Origin of the sequence: Oryzibacillus soli, assembly GCF_051594765.1 — a bacterium.
Classification (GTDB): Bacteria; Bacillota; Bacilli; order Paenibacillales; family NBRC-103111; genus Paenibacillus_AR.
This window is the reverse complement of sequence record NZ_JBPPGJ010000110.1, coordinates 1-337: the sequence shown is the minus strand read 5'-3', so window position 1 is coordinate 337 and position 337 is coordinate 1. Positions and strand designations below refer to the sequence as shown.

1 rRNA gene is annotated in these 337 nt (G+C 54.0%); it reads right to left on the bottom strand.

The window, feature by feature from the left end:
* Positions 1-109: 109 nt before the first annotated feature.
* Positions 110-226 (bottom strand): 5S ribosomal RNA (gene rrf / locus ACSEXW_RS28390).
* Positions 227-337: the final 111 nt, after the last annotated feature.

Sequence of the window (337 nt, the reverse complement as noted above, 5' to 3'; positions counted from 1 at the left end):
TGCCGGGCTTCGAGCTGCCACGATTAGAAGGTTCGGACACTCTACAGCGTAGGACCTCGCGCACAAAACAAAAAAGCCCTATGGTCAAAAGACCAAAGGGTTCGTTTGTGCTTGGCGAAGTCCTACTCTCCCAGGACCCTGTGGTCCAAGTACCCTCGGCGCTGGAGGGCTTGACGGTCGTGTGCGAGAGGGGAACGCGTGGTTCCCCTCCGCCAGTAGCACCAAACAGTCAAGGTTTGCACCTTGAAAACCGGATGCGAAATTTTCCGAAAACAATCTTTTGGGTCCCCGCCAAAGTACTCGGAATACGCTTCGTCAGCATATGCTTCACTTTGGT